Here is a 20,953-nt window from a genome sequence, read left to right on the forward strand (position 1 = left end):
CGAAAGACACTCGAACATCGGCGCTTGCAACACCGCAAGCTCGCCGCCTAAACATCAATCCGAGACGAGGCCCACACTCCGCTGATCTACGCCGCGAGTTGTGCCATAGGTGCTGACGGGGGACAGCCCGTACTGCCGAAAAGGCTAGGAGAGAAAGTCTCCCAATTGGCCCCAAATGATGCCGAATTGGTGTTCTCCGCGGCACCGAAATAGTCACGAAATGGCGCAGTTCTGCAGGCTTTCGCGGACCCCTTTTATCATTCCATATAAAAAACTTAAGTGGTGGCGGAGAGGGAGGGATTCGAACCCTCGATACGGTTGCCCGCATACTGCATTTCGAGTGCAGCGCATTCGACCACTCTGCCACCTCTCCGCGAGGGACCGTTTTTGCGAGCCCTGACGGGCCGGGGTCGAACGGAAAGCGCGCGGTTAGCCTAGCTACGCGCGCTTGCCAAGACCCTGTTTGCCGCTGGATCCATGAAATCCGGTGATTGGACCTTCGCATGACTTGTTGCATCTGCGAAGGCACCTATATTTGGCACATGGCTCGCTCGGATATTTCCCTATCTCAGGCTGGACAGCCGATTGAGGCTCCGCTCCGGTCCCGCGCCCGCTTTGCAATCGGCGACGTGGTGAAACACCGCAATTTCGATTTTCGCGGCGTTATCTTCGATATCGATCCGGTCTATGCCAATTCGGAGGAATGGTATGAGCAGATCCCCGAAGGCCAGCGCCCCCGCCGGGACCAGCCATTCTACCACCTGCTCGCCGAGAATGAGGAAAGCTCATACGTCGCCTATGTCAGCCAGCAGAATTTGCTGATCGACACCGATGACGAGCCGATCGAACACCCGCAGGTGAGCCAGCTGTTCGAAGAATTCCGCGGCGGTAAATATGTGCTGCGCCGTTCGCTCACGCACTAAGACTTAATTTTCCAGCCGCTTTTAAGCACCTGGTAGGTGAGGAAGCCCAGCACGATATTCAGTGCCCCTACGCCTACCGCCGCGCCCAGAAGCGCTTCGTCGGTATTCCCGATATCGCTTTCACCCAGGAAGCCGTAGCGGAAGCCCGAAATCATATAGAAGAATGGGTTTGCCCGGCTGATCGCCTGGAAAAATGGCGCGAGGTTCGAGATGACATAGAACGTCCCTGACAGCAGGCTGAGCGGGGCCACAATGAAATTGGTGATTGCTGCATTGTGATCGAATTTCTCCGCCCAAATGCTGGCGAGAAAGCCGAAGATCGCGAGCATGGTTGCGCCCATCAGGCCGAACCAGATCACCGCCCACCAATGCGCAACCTGCAATTCGACGCCCGGGTATAGCCACATGGCGAGCGCGACCGCTCCGCCCACCATCACCGCGCGGGTGATAGCGGCGGCAACAATGCCCAACATCAATTCGGCATTGGACAGCGGCGGCATCAGCAGGTCGATAATCGTCCCCTGCATCTTTCCGGCAAGCAGGCTGAAGCTGGAATTGGCAAAAGCGTTCTGCATCATGCCCATCATTATGAGGCCCGGCGCAACGAAAGTGCCGAAAGACACGCCCAACACCTCGCGTCCATCGCGGCCCAAGGCGACCGTGAATATGACAAGAAACAGCAGCGTTGTAACGGCAGGAGCCCAGACAGTCTGTGTCTGCACCTTGAGAAAGCGCCGTATCTCCTTAATATAGAGAGACCACAGGCCGATCCGGTTGAAATTGGTGATCTGCGGCTCCCCTTTCGGCGGGAAATCGCGTGTATTGCTCACCTCAATGCTTTGCTGTGCTTGCTCTGCCATAGGGGCGCGCCTATCTGGGCTGGAACGGACTGGCAAGAATTTCGATGCACCGCGCGTGCATCATTGAAGACTGGAAGACGATTGCATGAGTTGGACTGAAGAACGCATCGCCACCCTCACCAAGATGTGGGAAGGCGGCTCCACGGCAAGCCAGATTGCCGAAGAGCTTGGCGGTGTCTCGCGCAATGCCGTGATCGGCAAGGCGCACCGGCTGGGCCTGAAAGCACGCCCGAGCCCGGTGAAAGCCAAGGCGAAGAAGAAGCCTGCGCCCAAGAAGAAGGTAGCAGCGCCTGCGCCAAAGCCGGCAGCGAAAAAGGCTGCTCCTGCGAAAGCGGCGCCGAAGCCTGCCGCAAAGCCGGAGCCCAAGCCTGCGGCGAGCACTACGAACCCAAGCCAGCCTCTGCCAAACAAGCAGGAAGATCTGCCCAAGATCGTGTCTTACGGACCCGGCGGCTTTCTACGTCAGGGGCCAGGTGATCAGCAGGCGCCGATCCCCCCTGCTCCGCCCCGCCGCCTGGTGCCGGCAAAGCCCAGTCCCGATATCGCCGACAAGACCAGCCTGCTCGATCTGAATGATCGTGTGTGCCGCTGGCCGATGGGGCATCCGGGCGAGCCCGATTTCCATTTCTGCGGTGAAAAGGTGAACCCCGGCTTCCCCTACTGTGTGGAGCATTGCGGACGCGCCTATCAGGCACAGCTGCCCCGCGGTGCGCGCCGTCCTCCGCCTCCCCTGCCTTTTGGCGGTCCGCGCGTCCGCTGACCCGGCCAAGACCAGACCAGACAACCGAAGGCTCGTCACTCGAACTGAGTGGCGGGCCTTTTTGTACGGCTGAAGACGGCTTTGCGGCTCTATCAACGAGATTGGCGGGCTCGTAGTCTCCCACGCTTGATTGATGCGCTTGAGCCTGCCAGCGTGCGCGTCTGGGTGGCATTTTTGTCGAGATAAGGAACTATCCAATGGCATTATCGCTCTATGAAGCTGTCATTCCCACGATGATCCAGATGCTGAATGCCGGTCAGGATTGGATCGAGGCAGCCAAGTCCAGCGACATGGCTGAGGAAGAAATCGCATCGGCTCGTCTGCAGGACGATATGTGGCCATTTGCGGAGCAGGTGAAATGCATGATCGCTCACTCACTCGGCGCAGTCGAAGGCGTGCGGGCAGGACAATTCTCGCCTGATTTGAGCGAGCCGGCTATGGAACTCGAAAAGATGCGCCTCAATCTTGGCGCGGCAGAAAACTCGCTGCGCGCGCTCTCAAAGGGAGAGTTGGATAGCTTTATCGGCGGGAAAACGCATTTCGTCTTCAAGCAGCGGGGGATCGATTTGCCGTTCAAATCAGAGGATTTCCTGCTGAGCTTCAGCCAACCCAATTTCTTTTTCCATGCGACAACCGCCTATGCGATCCTGCGGATGAAGGGCGTGAAGATCGGCAAGAGCGATTATCTCGGTCAAATCCGCATGATGCGCGATTGAGTCAGCGCACCCGCTGGGCAAACCAGATCGTGTGATGCGGACCCTTATTGTTCGGCCGGGCTCGCACAGTCCTTACGTCCACTTTCAGCCCTGCATCTTTCAGTCGGCCGGTGAATTTGTGGTCGGGCGCAGCTGACCAGATCGCAATGAGGCCGCCGATGTTCAACGCATCGCGCATGCGGGCTATGCCGGTGCGGGTGTAAAGCCGTTCATTGCCATCGCGCACGATGCCATCGGGACCATTATCGACATCCATCAGGATTGCGTCATAGCGCGGCGTGGTTCCGTCTACCGCATCGTCAACCAGCGCCGCGACATCGGCGAGCACGATCTCTCCGCGCGGGTCTTTCAGGCTCTCTGCTGTCAGATGCGCTAGCGGCCCCTCCGCCCATTCCAGGATTTCGGGGACGACTTCGGCGACAGTCACGCTGCCACCCTCGGGCAGTTTTTCCAGCGCCGCGCGATAGGTGAAGCCCATTCCATAGCCACCGATCAGCACGCGCGGCTTAGGTGTCCCCAACCGTTCAAGCGTAAGGCGCGCAAGCTGCTCCTCACTATATTGCATGCGCGTACCCATCAGCTCGTCCCGCCCGAGCATGATGATATGGTCGCGCCCATGGCTGATGAGCGTCAGCGTGTCTCCGCCGGGAATTTTGGCAGTGGCGATTTCTTCGCGTGGCAGCATTCAATGATCTCCCAAAAGGAAAGGGCCGCGATCGCTCGCGGCCCTTTCTTCATAGCCTAATGGAAAGACTTAGTCGTCCTTCAGGAAGGCTGGCATGTGATCGTCACCGCCGCCCTTATTGTTGTCGCCACCGCCGCGACGGCCACCACGATCGTTCTTGCGATCACGGCCACCACGCGGACCACGGCGATCACCGCCGCCACGGCCACCCTTGTCACCACGCGGCTCGCGCGGTGGGCGGGTGTCTTCCAGCTCTTCGCCGGTTTCCTGATCGACAACGCGCATCGACAGGCGGACTTTGCCGCGACCGTCGATCTCGAGAACCTTGACCTTCACTTCGTCCCCTTCGGAAACGACGTCGGTCACCTTCTCGACGCGCTCGTTCTTCATTTCGGACACGTGGACGAGACCGTCCTTGCCGCCCATAAAATTCACGAATGCACCGAAGTCCACGATGTTGACGACCTTACCGTTGTAGATCTTGCCGACTTCGGCTTCTTCCACAATGCCCTCGATCCAGGCCTTTGCAGCCTCGATCTCATCAGAGTTGGAAGATGAAATCTTGATCACGCCTTCATCGTCGATGTCGACCTTGGCGCCGGTTTCCGCAACGATTTCACGGATGACCTTGCCGCCCGTGCCGATGACATCACGGATCTTCGACTTGTCGATCTGCATCGTTTCGATACGCGGAGCGTGCTTGGACACACCCGTGCGTGCCGAACCCAGTGCCTTGGCCATCTCGCCAAGAATGTGCGTGCGACCGGCCTTCGCCTGCTCGAGAGCTTTGGACATGATTTCCTGCGTAATGCCGGCAACCTTGATGTCCATCTGCATGGTGGTGATGCCGTTTTCCGAGCCGGCAACCTTGAAGTCCATGTCTCCCAGGTGATCTTCGTCACCCAGAATGTCGGACAGGACAGCGAAGTCTTCGCCTTCAAGGATCAGGCCCATCGCGATGCCGGAAACCGGGCGTTCGATCGGAACACCGGCATCCATCATCGACAGACAGCCACCGCAAACAGTCGCCATCGAGCTCGAGCCGTTAGACTCGGTGATGTCGGACAGAACGCGGATCGTGTACGGGAAGTCCTCATGCGTAGGCAGGACAGGGTTCAGCGCGCGCCATGCGAGCTTGCCGTGGCCCTGCTCACGACGACCGGTGAAACCGAAGCGGCCCACTTCGCCAACCGAGTACGGCGGGAAGTTATAGTGCAGCATGAAATGGTTGTAGGAGAGACCCTCCAGACCATCGATCATCTGCTCGGCATCTTTGGTACCCAGTGTGGTGGTGCAGATCGCCTGCGTTTCACCGCGGGTGAACAGCGCCGAACCGTGCGTACGCGGCAGCATGCCGACCATGGCTTCGATCGGGCGAACTTCGTCAAGCTTACGACCGTCGATGCGGGTTCCGTCCTTGAGGATCGAGCCACGAACGATTTCGCTTTCCAGCTTCTTCACAAGCTTCAGCGTGCCGAGATATTCGGCAGGATCGCTTTCCTGCAGATCGGCAAACGCTTCGCGTGCCTTTTCGCGGGCTGCGTTCACCGCATCCTGACGTTCCGACTTGTTGGTCAGCTTGTAGGCTGCCTCAAGATCGGCACCGATTGCGCTACGCAGCTTGTCCATCTTGGCGGTCTTGTCTTCGACCGGATCGAGCTCCCAAGGGGTCTTGGCAGCCTGTTCAGCCAGATCGATGATCGCACCGACAATCTTGCGAGCTTCGTCATGAGCGAATGCCACTGCGCCGAGCATCTCGTCTTCGGTCAGCTCCTTGGCTTCGGATTCCACCATCATCACCGCGTCCTGCGTTGCGGCAACGACGAGGTCGAGGCGACCTTCTTCGTCGAGTGCGGTCTGCAGGCTGGGGTTGAGTTCGTATTCGCCATTACGGAAGCCGACGCGTGCAGCGCCGATCGGGCCCATGAAAGGTACGCCCGAAATGGTGAGAGCAGCCGATGCTGCGATCATCGCAACGATATCCGGCTCAGTCTCGCCATCATAGCTGAGAACCTGACAAATCACGTTGATTTCGTTGTAGAAGCCTTCCGGAAAGAGCGGACGCACGGGGCGGTCGATCAGACGGGAAGTCAGCGTTTCCTTCTCCGTCGCGCGGCCTTCGCGCTTGAAGAAGCCGCCCGGGATACGGCCCGCAGCGGAGAATTTTTCTTGATAGTGAACGGTCAGCGGGAAGAAGTCCTGCCCTTCCTTGACGCTCTTGGCGGCGGTCACGGCGCACAGCACCACGGTTTCGCCATAGGTAGCCAGAACGGCGCCGTCTGCCTGACGGGCGATCTGACCGGTTTCGAGAGTGAGGGTTTTTCCGCCCCATTCAATCGATACGGTTTTCTTGTCGAACATATTTATCCTTCTGAACCCATGGCGCCACATTGCGTCCACAGGGCCTACATTGTCCGGGTAGTCCGGCCCGGTCCGGTGCGAGGCCCAGATTGGCCTCAAGGCCCCCTCACCGGATTGTGAAGGATGCCAAATGCGAGAAAGGCGACCCCGAGGAGTCGCCTTCCACGAAACTCTTATTTACGAAGACCCAGCTTCTGGATCAGGGCGTTGTACCGCTCCAAATCCTTGCGCTTGAGATAGGCCAGCAGGCTGCGACGCTTGTTGACCATCTTCAGCAGACCACGACGCGAATGGTTGTCCTTGTGGTGATCCTTGAAGTGATCGGTGAGGTTGCGGATACGCTCGGTCAGGATGGCAACCTGTACTTCCGGAGAACCGGTGTCGCCCTTGCCTACGGCGTTGTCCTTGATAATCTCGGTCTTCTTTTCGGCACTTACCGACATGTCTTTCTACCTTCTGCGGCATCCTTTTAAAAATTGAACCCCCGCACGACTTTCATCATGCCCCCGTCAAGTTCCACCAATGCCACCGGAGTTTCCTCCAGCTTGGCAAAGTAGAGCCCGTCGGGGTGGGGCAGATCAGAAACGACCCGGCCTTGTCTGGCCGCCTGCGCACTGTTCTGATCGAGAGCGAGAGCCGGGATACCGTCCAGCCCCGCCTCCAGTGACAGGAGGTGGTCCTTGATGGGCGCGCCCTTGCCGATTTCGTTGAGATTGTCCAGCGAAATCGCCTGATCTTCAGTGAAAGGGCCAGCCTTCGTTCGACGAAGATAGGTAACGTGTCCCACTGTTCCAAGGGCGCGTGCGATATCCCGTGCAAGCGAGCGGATGTATGTGCCCTTTGAAACCTGCACCACGAGCGTAACGCTATCCGCCAGTTCGAGTGGTGCCTGCGGATCGTAGGGGTCTGGGCGGCCGAGAGTAGTGTCAAAAGGCGATACGCCCTCCTGACTAAGATCAGGCCCGAGAAATTCAAGCGAGTGGATCATGACACGCCGCGTTTCCAGCTCCACGTCCTCCCCCGCCCTCGCCAGATCGTAGGCGCGCTTTCCGTCCACCTTGAGCGCCGAGTATTTGGGCGGGATCTGCTCGATTTCTCCGGTGAAGTGCTCGCAAATCGCCGCGATGGCAGCGAGCGGGGGGCGGCGATCCGAGGTGGCAATGACCTCCCCCTCGGTGTCGAGCGTATCGGTCTCTTCGCCGAACTGGATGGTGAACTCATACGTCTTGTCACTATCGAGCATCCGGCCCGAAAGCTTGGTCGCCTCGCCAAGAGCAATCGGCAGCACCCCTTCCGCCAGCGGATCCAGCGTGCCGCCATGCCCCACCTTTGTCTTTGGATAGCCGCCTTCGCGCAAATTCCGCTTCACCGCACCCACCGCCTGCGTCGAGCCGAGCCCGCGCGGCTTGTCGAGGATGAGCCAGCCATGGGGTTGCGCAAGGTCACTCACCGGCGATCAACTCCGCAAGGCTTAGATATCGCTGCATTGCCCAATCGACCGGCGGCAGGACAACATTCTCGACAATGCCCGCTTCGGGAAAAACATAGGGCACCGCGACCAGCAGGATGAAAAGCAACGGAAAACCGAGCGGCCTGATCTTTTCATACGCGCGCGCTGCCGAGGGTGGCAGCAGGCCTTCGATAATGTGGCTGCCGTCGAACGGCGGAATGGGCAGCAGATTAAATAGCGCGAGGAAGATATTGATCGAGATGAAGTAGAAGAGCCCGGTGATAAGGATGTGCGGCTCGCCTCCGCTATCCACCGCAAGCATCGGGGCGAGCACACCCAGAGCTATCGCGCCGATTGCGGCAAGGATGAAATTCGTACCCGGCCCGGCAGCAGCAACCGCCATCATGCCGAACCGCGGATTGTTGAGACGCTGCTTCAGCACAGGCACCGGCTTGGCCCAGCCGAAAACCGGCAAACCTGCAAGCGCCAAACCTCCGGGCACGAGCAATGTACCAATCGGATCGACGTGGCGGATGGGGTTGAGGCTTAGCCGTTTCTGCTCTTTCGCCGTCGGATCGCCCAACATCAGCGCCGTCCAGCCGTGGGCGACTTCATGAAAAACGATGGCGATTATTAAGCAAGGGATCAGGATCGCTGCGAGAAGAAGGGTATCGGTCATTGCGACCTAGATGGGGAATGCGCTGCGAAGGGTAAAGACCTTGCGCATTTCCCGTGTTAGGCCGCGCACAAGAACAGATTCCGGGGACAGGATTTTCAAGCATGACTACAGCAACCGCGACAGCCAGCGATACGCAGAAAGGCATTCTTGGCTGGATCGAGCGGACGGGTAACAGATTACCCGATCCGGTATTCATCTTTTTCTACCTGATCATTGCGTTGGTGGCGATCTCGGTCATCTGCGCCATGGCGGGCGTCTCAGCGTTCCATCCTACCGAAGTTGATGGTGAGACCGGCGGCGCGCTGCAGATCAATGCGGTGAGCCTTCTCAGTCCTGAGAATATTCAGCGTCTGTGGGTAGAAATGCCGACGACTTTCACCCACTTCCATCCGCTCGGTTACGTGCTGGTCGTGATGCTGGGCGCAGGCGTTGCCGAGCGTTCGGGCTTTTTCGCCGCTGGCATGTCCAAAGCGGTGAAAGCTGCGCCGACCGCGCTCCTGACGCCGGTTGTCGCTCTGGTCGCGATGCTGGGCAACCACGCGGCGGACGCAGGGTACGTCGTGCTGATCCCGCTCGCTGGTATCCTGTTCGCCGCTGCCGGTCGTCACCCGCTCGCCGGTATCGCTGCGGCATTTGCCGGTGTGTCGGGAGGCTTCTCTGCGAACATCTCCCCGGGCCAGCTCGACGCATTGCTGTTCGGCATTACCGAGGAAGCGGTAGCCGCCAGTGCGCTTGATCCCAGCTGGACCGCCAATATCGCAGGCAACTAGTATTTCATCAGCGTGATGACGCTAATCTACCTGCCAATCATCTGGTACGTCACAGACAAGATCATCGAGCCACGCCTTGGTGCCTGGACAGGCGGCGCGCAGGCCGGAATGGACAGCGCAGGAACCAGCCCCGACCCGACCGAGCATGATGGAGACCGCGCGTCCAAAGGCCTTAAAGCCGCAGGTCTTGCCGCGCTAGGCGTCGTCGCACTCTGGCTGCTGATGACTTTCGCGCCGGGTACGCCGCTCATCGATGAGAGCGCCTGCCTCACCGAAACCGGTGCCGCTGTGTCCGACTGCTCGATCCACACCGAGCTTGGTCCGCTGTATCGCAGCCTCGTTGCGGCATTCTTCCTGCTCTTCCTGCTGACCGGCTGGGCCTATGGCCGCGCCACCGGCACGATCACAAACCATCGCGACCTGGTCGAGATGATGGCGGAAAGCATGAAAGACATGGGTTATTACCTCGTCCTTGCTTTCGCCGCCGCGCATTTCGTGGCGATGTTCGGCTGGTCCAACCTCGGTCTCATCACTGCTGTGCACGGTGCAGCCGGGATCGAGAGCACCGGACTGCCCCTGCCACTGGTGCTGGGGCTGATGGTGTTGTTTTCTGCCCTGCTGAACCTGTTCGTGGGCTCGGCATCAGCCAAGTGGGCATTGCTCGCTCCGATCCTCGTGCCGATGCTCATGCTGCTGGGAATCAGTCCGGAAGGCGCGACCGCTGCATACCGCGTTGGCGATTCAGCGACCAACATCATCACGCCGCTGATGGTGTACTTCCCGCTGATCCTCGTCTTCGCGCAGCGTTGGCAGAAAGATTTCGGGCTCGGCAGCCTGACGGCGATGATGGTGCCCTATTCGATCTGGCTGCTGATTTCCGGCGTGATCCTGATCGTCGCGTGGTTCTACCTCGGCATCCCGCTGGGGCCTGACGCGCCGGTGGGCTACACGCTGGAGGCCGCTGCGGCAGGTCCGATAGCGACGCAGTAATAGCTCGCAGCTCAGACGATAGGGGGTGGGATGAGCACAGCAGCGACAGCGACCGGACAAACGGGCTTTCTCGGCTGGATCGAGCGGACCGGAAATCGTCTGCCCGATCCGGTGCTGCTGTTCGTCTGGTTCATTCTTATCCTGATCGCGCTTTCCATGGTCGCCAGTCTTGTGGGCTGGAGCGCGGCGCATCCGGGAGAGATCGATCCCGAGACCGGCACCAATCGAATCGTCACGGTCGAAAGCCTGTTGTCCGAAGCGAACTTGCGGCGGCTGTTCACGCTGGTGCCCGAGACGTTCACACACTTCCCGCCGCTCGGCATGGTGTTGACGGTGATGCTGGGCGCGGGCGTGGCCGAAAGATCCGGCCTGTTCGCCACCGCCATGAAAGCAAGTGTCGCGCGCGCCTCGCGCTTCTGGCTGACGCCTTCGGTTGCTTTAGCCTGCATGATGGCAAACCACGCGGCAGACGCGGCATTCGTCGTCATGATCCCGCTGGCAGGCATTATCTATCACGCCGCGGGTCGCCATCCGCTCGTGGGCATCGGAGTGAGCTTCGCCAGCGTATCAGGAGCCTTCAGCGCGAATTTGTTCCCAGGCCAGCTCGATGCGCTGCTGCTCGGCATCACAGAGGCCGCAGTGCAGACCGTGTTCGGCGAGTATACCGTCAATATCGCGGGGAACTGGTATTTCATCGCCGCGATGACGTTTGCCTATCTGCCGGTGATCTGGTTCGTGACCGACCGGGTGATCGAGCCACGGCTTGGCCGCTACGATCAGTCGCAGGCGCGTGAAGCGCCGGAGGAAGATGTCGATGGCGCTGTCACGGCCAAGCAGAAGCGCGGCCTGCGAAATGCGGGTCTCGTCTTCCTCGCCCTGATCGCGCTGTGGGCGTTCCTGACTTTAGGCCCGATCCAGCCGCTGATCGATCCCGAAGCGCCACCGCAGGGGCGCATGACACCGTTCTACGAGAGCCTGCTGCCCTTCTTCCTGCTCGTCTTCCTACTGCCGGGATATGCCTATGGCCGCGCGGCGGGCACGATAGGCGATCACCGAGACCTGATCGCGATGATGAGTGAGGCGATGAAGGACATGGCCTATTACCTCGTGCTCACCTTCGTCGCCGCGCATTTCGTGGTGATGTTCGCTTGGTCCAACATGGGCATCGTGCTCGCGGTGACCGGGGCTGATGCGCTGAAAGCCAGCGGATTGCCGATGTGGGCAATGCTGGTCGCCATCGTGCTGTTCGGCGCAATGCTCAACCTGCTGATCGGCTCCGCCAGCGCCAAGTGGAGCGTGATGGCCCCAGTGCTGGTGCCAATGCTGATGCTGGTCGGCGTATCGCCCGAGATGACCACTGCGGCTTACCGCGTGGGTGACAGCGCGACCAATATCATCACCCCGCTGATGGTGTATTTCCCCTTGGTCCTGATCTTCTGCCAACGCTGGGTCAGGGAGTTCGGCCTCGGCAGCCTGACCGCGCTTATGATGCCGTATTTCTTCGGGATCATCGCTGCGGGTCTTGCAATTACGGTGACCTGGGTAGTGCTCGACCTGCCGCTGGGTCCGGGCGTGAGCGTGTTCCTCGATAGCCTGCCGGTGGCGGAGTGAAGACGCTCCTGATCGTCTGGTACAGCTGGACTGGCGGATCGCGCCAGCTTGCAGAAGCCGCGCGCGATGGGGCTGTGGAGGCAGGCGGCGTCGATGTTCGCTTCGTCAAAGCCGAGGATGCGCAGTCAGAGGACTTGCTATCGGCTGATGGCTACGTTTTCGCCTGCCCGGAAAACCTCGCGGCGATAGCGGGCGTGATGAAAGCGTTCTTTGATCGGACCTTTTACGATGTACTCGGAGAGATCGAAGGTCGGCCTTACGCTGCGCTGATTTGCGCCGGGTCGGATGGTGAAAACGCGAAAACACAGCTGGAGCGGATTGCGAGAGGCTGGCGGCTGAAGCGCGTGGCGGACACGCAGATCGTCAATGTGCATGCGCAAACGAAGGAAGAGATTCTCGAGGAGAAGGAGATTGAGGAGGCGGAGCTGGCGCAAGCTGGTGAGCTCGGCGCGACGCTGGCTGCGGGACTGGAGATGGGCGTTTTTTGAAATCGTCGGCCCGGACTTGATCCGGGCCCGGGCTTCCTTCTTCTCAGGTACGGCGCACCACACTTAGCCTTGGCCCGGATCAAGTTCGGGCCGACGTAATGGTCACCGATACATCTCCAATTGCTCGGCAAAATGCTTCCGGCAAAGCGCAACATACCGCTCGTTACCGCCGATCTCGGTCTGCTGGCCTTCCCCCACAGCATCGCCGCTTGCAGTAACGCGCAGGTTCATGGTCGCCTTCCTGCCGCAATGGCACACGGCCTTCAGCTCAACGAGCGAATCCGCCACGCCGAGGAGCACTGCCGAGCCGGGGAACAGGTCCCCGCGAAAATCGGTGCGCAGACCATAGCAGAGCACCGGGATGCCAACTTCATCGGCAAGCCGCGCCAGTTGCCACACCTGCACGGCGGTAAGGAATTGCGCCTCATCCACCAGCACGCAAGCGAGCTTGCCTTGCGCATGCTGCGCCGTGACTTCGCGGTACAGATTGGTGCCGGGCGTGTAGCGATGTGCATCCGCTTCCAGCCCGATCCGGCTCGCAATCGCGGCATCGGCGCGCGTATCGATGGCCGCGGTCCACAGCATGGTGTTCATGCCCCGCTCGCGATAGTTGAAGTCCGCCTGCAGCAGCGTGGTCGATTTGCCCGCGTTCATGCTGGCGTAGTAGAAATAGAGCTTGGCCATGGTGGCTACCGTCATTCCAGCGAAAGCTGGAATCGCTCAACCCCTGGCGCGGAGTTGCGAACAGATCCCAGCTTTCGCTGGGATGACATGGGAAAATTTACTCGTCGTCGAGATCGCGGCGGACTTTGGGATCGTCCAGCAGCTGGTCGATCCTGCTCGCTTCATCGAAGCTTTCGTCGGCGCGGAATTGCAGCTTGGGCGCGAATTTCAGCCCTAGGCGCTGGGCGACTTCGCGCTGGAAAAAGGCGGTGTTGGTGCGCAATGCTTTGATGACCACGTCCTCGTCCTCACCCAGCAGCGGTTTCACATACACCTTGGCATTGCGCAGGTCGGCCGACATGCGCACTTCGGTGACGGCGATATTGTGCGCGCGCAATGTCTCATCATGCGCTTCGCCGCGTGCGAGCAGTTCGGAAAGGATATGACGAACGCGTTCACCCACTTTCAGCAGGCGGACGGATTGGTCTTCGGGAGCGTAGTGGCGGGCCATCAGGATGTTCCGCTTGGAAACATCAGTAAGAACAAGGCGAACGCAAGGAAAGGCGTTGCAAGGACAAATCCCAACATGATTGACAGCGCTTTCAGCCTACTTTTTGGATCAACCTCGTAAGCCATTACGCGTCCGGTCCCTTCTCCTGACCCGGCCATTCGGTCGTCATCGTCGTTGCCGTCGCACGGGCGCAGAGCTTGCCGTTCACATCGAACAGCTCGCTCTCGACATAGGTGACGCGCCGCCCGGCTTTCACCGCGCGCGCCTTCACCGTCATCCGCTCCATTGGAACAGGACGCAGCAGCGACAGATTGATATCGAGCGTGAGTTGCAGCTTGCCCTTGGTGCCAAGGAAAACCGCAGCCCCCATCGCCTCGTCCATCGGGCCGGCGAGTAATCCGCCCTGCACGGAGCCACGCATATTGGCGAAGCCCTCAGGCGGTGTGAATGCCATCTCGACGGTGAGGGTATCCTCATCCATCGAGACGAATTCAGCGCCCAAGAGTTTGGCCGAGGGCCATTGGGGGATCGGGGGTGTTTCGGTCATTTAAACTCCAATCCCCTCCCGCTCGCGGGAGGGGCAGTGAGACTTGCCAGCTTGCTGGCGTAGTCGCAGCGGGGTGGGCCCTTGCGGGCCCATGCCCACCCCTACCCCTCCCGCAGGCGGGAGGGGAATTCAGGTCAAAGCGTCCGCTCTTCTTCCTTCACCTCGAACACCTCGAGCTGGTCGCCCGGCTGAATGTCGTTGGTGTCTTCGAGGACCACACCGCATTCGAGACCGGCGCGGACTTCGTCCACATCGTCCTTGAAGCGGCGCAGGCTGGCGATGGTCGTTGCCGACACGATGACATCTTCGCGTGTGAGACGTGCGTGCACGCCCTTGCGAATGACGCCTTCTTCCACCAGCAGACCAGCAGCCTTGTCGCGCTTGCCCGACTTGAAGACTTCTTTGACCTCTGCACGGCCGATGACGTTTTCGACCTTGAGCGGGCCGAGTTCACCGAGCAGTTCCTTCGTGATTTCGTCGGTCAGGTGATAGATCACATCGTGATACATCATCCGCACGCCGTCACGCTTGATCAGCTCACGCGCTTTCGCGTTCGGGCGGACGTTGAAGCCAACGATAGGAGCCTTGGAGCCGGCCGCAAGCTGCACGTCGCTTTCGGTGATCGCACCAACGCCTGCGTGCAGGACGCGGACCTTGATGTCGTCATTCGAGAGATTGTGCAGTGCCGAGGTGATCGCCTCGACCGAGCCCTGGACATCTGCCTTCACCACCACCGGCCATTCGATGACCTTGGCGGAGTTGAACATCGTATCGAAGCTGGTCGGGGCCAGAGCGGTGCGCTTCTCGGTCGCCTTTTCCTGGCGATACTGGGCAACTTCGCGGGCGCGCTGCTCATTTTCGACCACGGTCAGCCTGTCACCGGCTGACGGCACGCCGCCAAGGCCGAGGACTTCGACCGGCATGGACGGGCCAGCTTCCTTGATCTGCTTGCCCTGATCATTGACCAGCGCACGCACACGGCCGCTTTCGGTGCCGACGACAAAAGTATCGCCGCGCTTCAGCGTGCCGCGGTTGACGAGCACGGTGGCAACAGGGCCGCGGCCCTTGTCCAGCTGCGCTTCGACCACGGTCGCATCGGCATCGCGATCGGGGCGCGCCTTCAGCTCAAGCAATTCGGCCTGCAGCGCGATCTTTTCGAGCAACTCGTCGAGACCCTTGCCGGTCTTGGCAGAGACTTCTGCATCGAGAACGTCGCCCGACATCTCTTCCACGATCACTTCATGTTCAAGAAGGCGGGTGCGCACGTTGTTCGCGTCAGCTTCCGGCTTGTCGATCTTGTTGATCGCGACGATCAGCGGGACATTGGCTGCCTTCGCGTGATTAATCGCCTCAATCGTCTGCGGCATGATGCCGTCATCAGCCGCAACCACCAGGATCACGATATCGGTCACATTAGCACCGCGCTGCCGCATCTCGGTGAAAGCGGCGTGGCCCGGTGTGTCGAGGAAAGTAATCGTCTGCTTGTCTTTCGTGACAACCTGATAGGCACCGATGTGCTGGGTGATGCCGCCTGCTTCACCACGCGTGACATTGGTCTTGCGCAGTGCATCGAGCAGACTGGTCTTGCCATGATCGACGTGGCCCATGACGGCAACGACCGGCGGACGGCCTTTGAGCGTTTCTTCCGGATCGACATCCTCTTCGGCTGCGATGTCGACATCGGCTTCGGAGACCTTCTGGATATTGTGACCGAACTGCTCGACCAGCAACTCGGCTGTATCTTGGTCGATCGTCTGGTTGACAGTGACCATCATGTCCAGATTGAAGAGCTCCTTCACCAGGTCGGCGCCCTTCTCGCCCATACGCTTGGCGAGCTCACCCACGGTGATCGCTTCAGGCACCACGACATCGCGGACCTGCTTCTCACGCGGCTGGCTGGAGCCGCCGCCCTGAGCGCGACGTTCCTTCTCCCGCGCACGCTTGAGTGCGGCGAGCGAGCGGGCACGGCGACCCTCGTCCTCGTTTAGTGCCTTGTTGACAGTGAGCTTGCCGGAGCGACGCTTGTCGCTCGCGCCGCCACCAGCACCGCCACGCTTGGGCTTTTCTTCGCGCTTCTTCTCGGGGCGCTTCGGCTCCGGACGGGCGACAGGCGTGAATTTGCGTGCGGCAGGCGCTTTCTTGCCGTCATCTGCGGGGGCATCGGTAGGCGCTTCGTCTGCGGCCTGGTCAGCTTCAGCGGCGGCCTTGGCTTCTTCCTCGGCCTTGCGGTTTTCTTGCTTCCGCTTCTTTTCCTCTTCTTCACGCTCGCGCGCTTCGCGTTCCTCACGCTTGCGATCTTCGGCCTGGCGCGCGAGCCGCTCTTCTTCAGCTTCGCGCTGGAGACGCTTCACCTTTTCCTGCGGCGTTTCGCCAGCAGGTGCGGCAGGCTTCTTAGGCTCAGCCTTCTTGGCCGCAGGAGGCGGCGGAGGTGGAGGCGGTGGGGGAGGCGGCGGCGGCGGCGCTTCACCGGGCTTCACGAGCTTGCGGCGACGCTTCACCTCGACCGCAACCTTGTTCGTGCGGCCGTGGCTGAAGGTCTGCTTGACCTCTCCATTATCGACCGAACGCTTCAGGCCAAGCGGCTTGCGGGTGCGCTTCGGGGTGTCGTTTTCTTCGCTCATGTGCTCGTACTTATCCTTCAAAAATCATTCGTGTGCGTCGGCGCCGGTCATAACCCCCGCACCGTCGCTAGTCCCGGCCGCAGGCGCGGCCACCAAAAAGGTCTGCAAACGCCCGAGCGGGATGGCGACCCGCTCTGCCGATCTGGTGTCGGCAAGCGCCATGTGGACGACATTCTCGCGGCCCAATGCCACAGACAATGCCTCCCGGTCCAGTGGCAGACGCGTGCCTGTCACCCCCGAACCTTCTGCATCCAGGCCAACGCGGTAAGCCTGATCCAGTTTCTTGCAGCCGTCTTCGCTCGCATCGCGGGCGTGAAACAGCGCCGCAACCTTGCCCATGCGGGCATCATCGCGGATCCGGTCAGACCCCAAGATAAGGCGTCCGCTGCGCATTTCGAGGCCAAGCCTTTGTAGGAAAGCCTTTTCCAGCGCAGACTGCATCTGAGCGCCCAGGTTTTCAGGCACTGTGAAGTCGCCTGATTTAAACGCGCGCGACAATGCACCTTTCAGTCTGCCGGCGGAAATCGCCTCCTCCAGCTCGGCGCGGGAAACTCCGATCCATGCGCCGCGTCCCGGCGCCTTTGCCAGCGCATCGGGCAGCACGTGACCATCCGGGCTGATCGCGAGACGCAGAAAGGCATCGCGCGATCCGGTCTGCCCGGTCAGCACGCAACGGCGCTCGCTCCCCTTTTCAGGGGAAGCGCCGGTCTCGGTTTTAGGCGAACCTAATGTGTCATGTTGAGGATTCCGCATCGGCGGCCTCCTCTGCTTGGGCCTCGGAGTCCGAAGTATCGGCAGCAGTGTCAGCTACCTCTTCGTCCTCGAACCAGTGGGCGCGCGCAGCCATGATGATTTCATTGCCCTGCTCTTCAGACAGGCCGAAGGTGCCGAGCACGCCGCCCTTGTCTTCAGTGCGCTGCGGACGACGCATGGGCGGACCATCATTGTTGCGACGACGCGGTGCTTCGCGCTTCTTCGCAATCAGCTCGTCAGTGGCAAGATCGGCCAGATCGTCGAGATCCTTGATCCCCGCCTTGCCGAGCACGACCAGCATTTCTTCAGTCAGGTGCGGCAGATCGGCCAGATCGTCTTCCACACCGAGTTCACGGCGGGCAGCACGGTGGGCCTCTTCCTGACGCTCAAGCGCTTCCTTCGCGCGGCTCTGCAGCTCTTCGGCGAGCTCTTCGTCAAAGCCCTCGATGCTGGCGAGTTCGGCCAGTTCGACATAGGCGACTTCTTCGAGCTCCACAAAGCCTTCAGCCACAAGCAGCTGCGACAGCGTTTCGTCGACGTCGAGCTCTTCTTCGAACATCTTCGAACGCTCGGCGAATTCCTTCGAACGCTTCTCGGACGCTTCTTCCTCGGTCATGATGTCGATCTGGTGACCGGTCAGCTGGCTGGCGAGACGCACGTTCTGGCCACGGCGACCGATGGCGAGCGACAGCTGATCGTCAGGAACGACAACTTCGATGCGGCCCTCTTCCTCGTCCAGCACCACGCGCGCCACGGTGGCGGGCTGGAGTGCGTTGACGACGAAAGTGGCAGTGTCTTCCGACCACGGAATAATGTCGATCTTTTCGCCCTGCAATTCCTGCACGACGGCCTGAACGCGGCTACCCTTCATGCCAACGCAAGCGCCGACCGGGTCGATGCTGGAATCATGGCTGATCACGCCGATCTTGGCGCGGCTGCCCGGATCGCGGGCGGCGGCCTTGATCTCGATAATGCCGTCGTAAATTTCGGGCACTTCCTGCGCGAACAGCTTGCGCATGAAATCAGGGTGAGCGCGGCTGAGAAAAATCTGCGGGCCGCGATTGTTGCGTTCAACCTTGCTGATCAGCGCACGAACGCGCTCGCCGACACGCGCGGCTTCGCGCGGGATCTGCTGGTCGCGGCGGATCACACCTTCGGCACGGCCGAGATTGACGATCACATGGCCGAATTCGACCGATTTGATCACACCGGTGATGACTTCGCCGGCGCGGTCCTTGAATTCTTCGAATTGGCGCTCGCGCTCTGCATCGCGGACTTTCTGGAAGATCACCTGCTTCGCGCTCTGCGCGTCGATACGGCCGAGATCGTCCATGGCGGGCAGCGGATCGACGATGAAGTCACCCACGCTGCTGCCGGGCTCAAGCTTCTGCGCCTGCTCCAGATCGACCTGTTTGAAGTAATCGTCGACTTCCTCGACCACTTCTACAACGCGCCACAGGCGAAGATCGCCGGTCTGCGGGTCGAGCTTTGCGCGGATATCGTTTTCCTGCCCGAAACGCGAGCGCGCGGACTTCTGGATCGCTTCTTCGAGAGCTTCGATAACGATGCTCTTCTCGATCATCTTTTCCGAAGCAACCGCGGTGGCGATTGCAAGCAGTTCTGCCTTATTGGCGGAAATCGGACTGGCCATCTCTTACTGAGCCTCTTCTTCGTCTGTTTCTTCTACGTCCTCGACACCTGTCATGTCGAGCGGTTGTGTTGCGGCCATCAGCTTGTCTGTGAAAACAAGCTGTGCCGAGTGAATGGTGTTGAACGGAATGGCAACCTCGCCAGCCTGCTTGTCCGCGATGGTGACGGTATCGCCTTCGATACCCACCAGCTCTCCGCGCAACTTGCGGTGGCCGTGAACTTTCTCGCTGAGTGCGATTTTCGCCTCATGCCCTGCCCAATCGGCAAAATCCTTGCGGCGCGTCAGCGGGCGATCGATGCCGGGGCTGCTTACTTCCAGATTGTAAGCGCCTTCAACCAGCACTTCGCCGCCCTCTTCGATTGCATCGATCTGGTCGGACACGCGGCGCGAGAGGTGCATGCACTGTTCCACCAGCAGCTGGCCCGTTGCCGGATCCTCCGCCATGATCTGCAGCGCGCGCTCTTCGCCCGAACCGGTCATCTTCACGCGCACGAGTTCAAAGCCCAAAGCCTTTGCTTCGGGTTCGATCACTTCTGTAAGGCGCGCGATATCGGCCATCGGGTCTCCAGTTTTGTGGCAATTCATGCCAAAGCGGTTTGGTGCCGGCCCCTTCAGGCGCCAGCCCCTTCAAAGTCACGACGATGTCGGGATGGGGGCTATGTAGGTGAGAGGCGTAAGGAAAGCAATATGCGAATATCAATGCTGGGAATACTGCTGGTGGCTTCCCTTTCCGCCTGTGAGGATGAGCCTGCACGACCCGCGCCGGCAGAGCCGATAGAAGGTGCCATCACACCGCCCGCCCCGAATGAAAGACTCGAAGAGGATGTGCCGACAAACTGGCTACCCGAAGACGGACTCAAGCCTTTTGCCAAACGCACGGACCCCACTCCGGACAGAGGATCCTGGCTGCAACAGCTCACCCCCACCAGCTCCGACAATTGCACTTTCACAGAGCGACCCGCCAGCGAAAGACCCGACGGCCTCGATGTGCAGGCGTGGAGCGGCAATATGGATCTGCTCGGCGAGGGTGACGTGCTCGCGCACGATCATGCGATCGGTTTTGTGGAAGCTTTCTTTATGGCGGACAGCCCCGTGATCGCGGTGCGCGATGGCATGCCCGATCTCTGGATAGAGCCCCTGGCACCGAGGGACGAAGTCACTCTGATCATTGGCCCCGACAAATTCTATTGCCACCGCAGGGACGAATGAACCGTCCGCACCGAACTGATGGCTGGAGATAGTTAACCGGTTCTCCCAGCAAACGCGCGACCGAGGGTTTGCAAATTGTCACGACTCTCGATCATGTGACGCACCGGTGCAAAGACTAGCGGCTCGTCGCAGAAGCGGTACACCTCAATCGCTGTCGGCAAGCCCGTGTTTCTTGATGGCGTGGCGTAGCTGATCGTAGCTGAGGCCGAGCGATTTGGCAGTCTGGCGCTGGTTCCAGCGGTTCGCGCCAAGTGCATGCTCCAGGATGGAGCGTTCATGAGCATCGACTGCCGCGCGCAGATCGTCGACATTGTCGAAACGGGGCTTTTCAGACGCTGCTGGCGCGGCCTCACCCGGTTTTTGCACGCCGTTGCTGACAGGAGCCGAAGACATGCTGAGCGGCTTCCAAGGGCTTTCAAACGGGTCGAACACGCATTCACCAATGGGCTGCTCCCAATTGTCCCAGCGATAGACCGCACGCTCGACGACATTGCGGAGTTCACGCACATTACCGGGCCAGGTGTGGTTCTCCATCGCCTCTGCCACATGGTCGGCAAAGCCGGGCCATTGCTCCCAACTCAATTCTGCTGCCATCCGCCGCCCGAAGTAATCGCCGAGCATTCCGATATCGCCCTCACGCACGCGGAGCGGCGGAAGAGTGATCACTTCAAAACTCAGCCGGTCGAGCAGGTCGGCGCGGAAGGT

At 60.3% G+C, this 20,953-nt stretch carries 20 protein-coding genes, 1 tRNA gene and 1 pseudogene; 7 read left to right on the forward strand and 15 right to left on the reverse strand.

What is annotated here, in order from left to right; translation table 11 throughout:
• Positions 1 to 283: 283 nt before the first annotated feature.
• A tRNA-Ser gene (locus I5L03_RS11405) sits at positions 284 to 373 on the reverse strand.
• 169 nt (positions 374 to 542) lie between these two features.
• Between I5L03_RS11405 and hspQ the strand changes: the two genes are divergently transcribed.
• Positions 543 to 923 (forward strand): heat shock protein HspQ, encoded by a 381-nt coding sequence (gene hspQ / locus I5L03_RS11410; RefSeq protein ID WP_197921929.1) that lies wholly within the window; start codon positions 543 to 545, stop codon positions 921 to 923.
• Here the strand turns inward: hspQ and I5L03_RS11415 are convergent.
• Positions 920 to 1,783: an ABC transporter permease gene (locus tag I5L03_RS11415; protein ID WP_197921930.1), complete on the reverse strand. Its 864-nt coding sequence runs from the start codon at positions 1,781 to 1,783 to the stop codon at positions 920 to 922. The genes hspQ and I5L03_RS11415 overlap by 4 nt on opposite strands.
• An 85-nt stretch (positions 1,784 to 1,868) precedes the next feature.
• Between I5L03_RS11415 and I5L03_RS11420 the strand changes: the two genes are divergently transcribed.
• Together I5L03_RS11420 and I5L03_RS11425 are read left to right on the forward strand one after the other, a co-directional pair.
• A complete protein-coding gene (locus tag I5L03_RS11420) occupies positions 1,869 to 2,543 on the forward strand; it encodes a GcrA family cell cycle regulator (protein WP_197921931.1) in 675 nt (224 codons plus the stop codon).
• A 197-nt stretch (positions 2,544 to 2,740) separates the two neighbouring features.
• A complete protein-coding gene (locus I5L03_RS11425) occupies positions 2,741 to 3,259 on the forward strand; it encodes a DUF1993 family protein (protein ID WP_197921932.1) in 519 nt (172 codons plus the stop codon).
• A gap of 1 nt (position 3,260) precedes the next feature.
• Here the strand turns inward: I5L03_RS11425 and I5L03_RS11430 are convergent, their stop codons facing one another.
• The 5 genes from I5L03_RS11430 to I5L03_RS11450 form a co-directional block, all read right to left on the reverse strand.
• On the reverse strand, positions 3,261 to 3,944 hold the full coding sequence (locus tag I5L03_RS11430) for a spermidine synthase family protein (protein ID WP_197921933.1): 684 nt from the start codon (positions 3,942 to 3,944) through the stop codon (positions 3,261 to 3,263).
• 69 nt (positions 3,945 to 4,013) lie between these two features.
• On the reverse strand, positions 4,014 to 6,305 hold the full coding sequence (pnp, locus tag I5L03_RS11435) for a polyribonucleotide nucleotidyltransferase (protein ID WP_197921934.1): 2,292 nt from the start codon (positions 6,303 to 6,305) through the stop codon (positions 4,014 to 4,016).
• Between the two features lie 173 nt (positions 6,306 to 6,478).
• A complete protein-coding gene (rpsO, locus tag I5L03_RS11440) occupies positions 6,479 to 6,748 on the reverse strand; it encodes a 30S ribosomal protein S15 (RefSeq protein ID WP_197921935.1) in 270 nt (89 codons plus the stop codon).
• 26 nt (positions 6,749 to 6,774) lie between these two features.
• The gene (truB, locus tag I5L03_RS11445; RefSeq protein WP_197921936.1) at positions 6,775 to 7,755 is read right to left on the reverse strand and encodes a tRNA pseudouridine(55) synthase TruB; all 981 of its coding nucleotides are present in this window, start codon (positions 7,753 to 7,755) and stop codon (positions 6,775 to 6,777) included.
• The gene (locus I5L03_RS11450; protein WP_197921937.1) at positions 7,748 to 8,434 is read right to left on the reverse strand and encodes a site-2 protease family protein; all 687 of its coding nucleotides are present in this window, start codon (positions 8,432 to 8,434) and stop codon (positions 7,748 to 7,750) included. Before I5L03_RS11450 ends, truB begins: the two co-directional genes overlap by 8 nt.
• Before the next feature lie 101 nt (positions 8,435 to 8,535).
• On the opposite strand from I5L03_RS11450, the pseudogene I5L03_RS11455 reads away from it, so the two are divergent.
• The 3 genes and pseudogenes from I5L03_RS11455 (at position 8,536) to I5L03_RS11465 (ending at position 12,293) form a co-directional block, all read left to right on the forward strand.
• Positions 8,536 to 10,194, forward strand: a pseudogene (locus tag I5L03_RS11455) (AbgT family transporter).
• A gap of 30 nt (positions 10,195 to 10,224) precedes the next feature.
• Positions 10,225 to 11,805: an AbgT family transporter gene (locus I5L03_RS11460; protein WP_197921938.1), complete on the forward strand. Its 1,581-nt coding sequence runs from the start codon at positions 10,225 to 10,227 to the stop codon at positions 11,803 to 11,805.
• Positions 11,802 to 12,293 carry a flavodoxin family protein gene (locus tag I5L03_RS11465; protein ID WP_197921939.1) on the forward strand — a complete coding sequence of 164 codons (492 nt, stop codon included), beginning with the start codon at positions 11,802 to 11,804 and terminating at the stop codon, positions 12,291 to 12,293. Before I5L03_RS11460 ends, I5L03_RS11465 begins: the two co-directional genes overlap by 4 nt.
• A gap of 102 nt (positions 12,294 to 12,395) precedes the next feature.
• Here the strand turns inward: I5L03_RS11465 and I5L03_RS11470 are convergent, their stop codons facing one another.
• The 7 genes from I5L03_RS11470 to rimP all read right to left on the reverse strand — a co-directional run bounded on the left by I5L03_RS11470 (position 12,396) and on the right by rimP (position 19,597).
• Positions 12,396 to 12,977, reverse strand: a complete 582-nt coding sequence (locus I5L03_RS11470) for a thymidine kinase (protein ID WP_197922564.1) — start codon at positions 12,975 to 12,977, stop codon at positions 12,396 to 12,398.
• A gap of 97 nt (positions 12,978 to 13,074) precedes the next feature.
• Entirely contained in the window at positions 13,075 to 13,467 is a 393-nt protein-coding gene (rbfA, locus tag I5L03_RS11475) for a 30S ribosome-binding factor RbfA (protein ID WP_197921940.1), read from the reverse strand.
• Between the two features lie 124 nt (positions 13,468 to 13,591).
• The gene (locus I5L03_RS11480; protein ID WP_197921941.1) at positions 13,592 to 14,014 is read right to left on the reverse strand and encodes a PaaI family thioesterase; all 423 of its coding nucleotides are present in this window, start codon (positions 14,012 to 14,014) and stop codon (positions 13,592 to 13,594) included.
• A gap of 134 nt (positions 14,015 to 14,148) precedes the next feature.
• The gene (infB, locus tag I5L03_RS11485; RefSeq protein ID WP_197921942.1) at positions 14,149 to 16,635 is read right to left on the reverse strand and encodes a translation initiation factor IF-2; all 2,487 of its coding nucleotides are present in this window, start codon (positions 16,633 to 16,635) and stop codon (positions 14,149 to 14,151) included.
• A gap of 24 nt (positions 16,636 to 16,659) precedes the next feature.
• Positions 16,660 to 17,388, reverse strand: a complete 729-nt coding sequence (locus I5L03_RS11490) for a DUF448 domain-containing protein (protein ID WP_197921943.1) — start codon at positions 17,386 to 17,388, stop codon at positions 16,660 to 16,662.
• Positions 17,369 to 19,039, reverse strand: a complete 1,671-nt coding sequence (gene nusA, locus I5L03_RS11495) for a transcription termination factor NusA (protein ID WP_197921944.1) — start codon at positions 19,037 to 19,039, stop codon at positions 17,369 to 17,371. Before nusA ends, I5L03_RS11490 begins: the two co-directional genes overlap by 20 nt.
• Before the next feature lie 3 nt (positions 19,040 to 19,042).
• Positions 19,043 to 19,597 carry a ribosome maturation protein RimP gene (rimP, locus tag I5L03_RS11500; RefSeq protein ID WP_197922565.1) on the reverse strand — a complete coding sequence of 185 codons (555 nt, stop codon included), beginning with the start codon at positions 19,595 to 19,597 and terminating at the stop codon, positions 19,043 to 19,045.
• Positions 19,598 to 19,726: 129 nt separating this feature from the next.
• On the opposite strand from rimP, the gene I5L03_RS11505 reads away from it, so the two are divergent.
• A complete protein-coding gene (locus I5L03_RS11505) occupies positions 19,727 to 20,248 on the forward strand; it encodes a hypothetical protein (protein ID WP_234035232.1) in 522 nt (173 codons plus the stop codon).
• Between the two features lie 144 nt (positions 20,249 to 20,392).
• Here I5L03_RS11505 and I5L03_RS11510 read toward each other — a convergent pair.
• Positions 20,393 to 20,953: AAA-type ATPase lid domain-containing protein (locus I5L03_RS11510; RefSeq protein ID WP_325100187.1), on the reverse strand; the 561-nt coding region annotated here is incomplete at its 5' end.

It is taken from the genome of Aurantiacibacter sediminis, assembly GCF_016019885.1.
Lineage (GTDB): Bacteria > Pseudomonadota > Alphaproteobacteria > Sphingomonadales > Sphingomonadaceae > Alteraurantiacibacter > Alteraurantiacibacter sediminis.

Bases quoted from the DNA above. Each gene is read 5' to 3' on its own strand.
- hspQ (WP_197921929.1), top strand. From the start codon at position 543: ATGGCTCGCTCGGATATTTCCCTATCTCAGGCTGGACAGCCGATTGAG.
- I5L03_RS11415 (WP_197921930.1), bottom strand. From the start codon at position 1,783: ATGGCAGAGCAAGCACAGCAAAGCATTGAGGTGAGCAATACACGCGAT.
- I5L03_RS11420 (WP_197921931.1), top strand. From the start codon at position 1,869: ATGAGTTGGACTGAAGAACGCATCGCCACCCTCACCAAGATGTGGGAA.
- I5L03_RS11425 (WP_197921932.1), top strand. From the start codon at position 2,741: ATGGCATTATCGCTCTATGAAGCTGTCATTCCCACGATGATCCAGATG.
- I5L03_RS11430 (WP_197921933.1), bottom strand. From the start codon at position 3,944: ATGCTGCCACGCGAAGAAATCGCCACTGCCAAAATTCCCGGCGGAGAC.
- pnp (WP_197921934.1), bottom strand. From the start codon at position 6,305: ATGTTCGACAAGAAAACCGTATCGATTGAATGGGGCGGAAAAACCCTC.
- rpsO (WP_197921935.1), bottom strand. From the start codon at position 6,748: ATGTCGGTAAGTGCCGAAAAGAAGACCGAGATTATCAAGGACAACGCC.
- I5L03_RS11450 (WP_197921937.1), bottom strand. From the start codon at position 8,434: ATGACCGATACCCTTCTTCTCGCAGCGATCCTGATCCCTTGCTTAATA.
- I5L03_RS11460 (WP_197921938.1), top strand. From the start codon at position 10,225: ATGAGCACAGCAGCGACAGCGACCGGACAAACGGGCTTTCTCGGCTGG.
- I5L03_RS11470 (WP_197922564.1), bottom strand. From the start codon at position 12,977: ATGGCCAAGCTCTATTTCTACTACGCCAGCATGAACGCGGGCAAATCG.
- rbfA (WP_197921940.1), bottom strand. From the start codon at position 13,467: ATGGCCCGCCACTACGCTCCCGAAGACCAATCCGTCCGCCTGCTGAAA.
- I5L03_RS11480 (WP_197921941.1), bottom strand. From the start codon at position 14,014: ATGACCGAAACACCCCCGATCCCCCAATGGCCCTCGGCCAAACTCTTG.
- infB (WP_197921942.1), bottom strand. From the start codon at position 16,635: ATGAGCGAAGAAAACGACACCCCGAAGCGCACCCGCAAGCCGCTTGGC.
- I5L03_RS11490 (WP_197921943.1), bottom strand. From the start codon at position 17,388: ATGCGGAATCCTCAACATGACACATTAGGTTCGCCTAAAACCGAGACC.
- nusA (WP_197921944.1), bottom strand. From the start codon at position 19,039: ATGGCCAGTCCGATTTCCGCCAATAAGGCAGAACTGCTTGCAATCGCC.
- rimP (WP_197922565.1), bottom strand. From the start codon at position 19,597: ATGGCCGATATCGCGCGCCTTACAGAAGTGATCGAACCCGAAGCAAAG.
- I5L03_RS11505 (WP_234035232.1), top strand. From the start codon at position 19,727: ATGCGAATATCAATGCTGGGAATACTGCTGGTGGCTTCCCTTTCCGCC.